1 protein-coding gene is annotated in these 1,222 nt (G+C 64.6%); it reads right to left on the bottom strand.

Annotated features, from left to right (window positions below):
• The coding region (locus tag PG883_RS23505) for a primase-helicase zinc-binding domain-containing protein (RefSeq protein WP_270808463.1) at positions 1 to 1,146 on the bottom strand (1,146 nt) is incomplete at its 3' end.
• Positions 1,147 to 1,222 lie beyond the last annotated feature (76 nt).

Raw genomic sequence — 1,222 nt, 5'->3', positions numbered from 1 at the left:
CAGGGCGCACAACCGCTTACCACGGATCTCGAACCCCTCCGGCATGTCCTGCCCCTTCCATGTCTCGTCATCGCGAACCGGGTGAAGCGGAACAACTTCGGCCTGCCAGGGTGCCCCTTCCCTCTGGTGGGCGTCTTGGTCTTGTTGGGTGATTTCGCCTTGCATGATGGTTCTCTTGGTCTCTTCAAGCCCATGGGCCTGCTGGTAGTCGTTCCAATCTCCGGCAACGGGCGGCAGGGCCACCATGCCCCCACAGGCAGCGGCGGCTTGCTCGGATTTGGCCTTGCCGGGGTTGCCCTGGGTGCCCTCGTCATTGTCGCCACAGAGCAGGATCCGCGCCTCTGGGTGCTGGCGGCGGGCAATCTGGGCCACGGCGTGAAGGTTCCCGGCATCCATCGCGCAATACACGGTCGCCCCGATAGCTAGGTGAACAGATAGCCCGGTTGCGTACCCCTCCACCACGGCCACCAACGCCCCGCCCTCGATACGGTGATAGGCCCCGGCCTTCTGCCCGCCAGCCAGATAACGCTTGCTGCCATCAGCCCGGATAAGTTGAACGTTCACCAGAGCGCCCCCCTCGTCGGTCAGCGCGACCACCAGCGACCCGGCATGGAAGTTCTCGCCGCCCTCGCGGATCAGGGTTCGATTCACTGCGCTCAGGTGCGAACCAAAGCCCTTACGCTCAAGATAGGGGCTCTCCCCCTGCCCGGTGTCCGCCATGATGTCAGCGGCGCGTCTGGCGGCCTTCTGGCGCTGTTGCTCGGCTCGCTGGCGCTCCTGCTCGGTCTTGGCCTGTTGCTGGCGCTGGATGCGCTCCCGCTCGGCAGGGTCGAGACCACCGGCAGACAAGCCCACCAGCGGGGCCAGCAACTCAGCCGCCGCCTTTGGGGTGGTACTCAGCACCCGGCACACCAGATCCAGACCATCCCCATTCCCGCACTGGCTACAAATCCAGGTGCCGCGCCCCCCTTTGTCATCCAATCGGAAGCGGTCTTTGCCACCACAGGCAGGGCATGGGCCATGCTTGCCACGGTGCGGGGTGTCGATACCTACAGCAGCCAGCAGATCGGGCCAGTGACCACAGGCAGCGGCGGCCACATCACTTACAAATCGGGGGCTCGCGGCCCCCTTGGTTGTCATGCTCATTGTCATTGTGCCGCCCCCAGTCGTTGCTCACGCTCCTGTGCCAGCACTATTCCGGGATCATCGCCCCTATCAATCA

Origin of the sequence: Aeromonas sp. QDB25, from assembly GCF_027707725.1 — a bacterium.
In the GTDB taxonomy this organism is placed as follows: domain Bacteria; phylum Pseudomonadota; class Gammaproteobacteria; order Enterobacterales; family Aeromonadaceae; genus Aeromonas; species Aeromonas caviae.
Note: the sequence above shows the minus strand (reverse complement) of the source record. Positions and strands in the feature narration are given on the sequence as shown.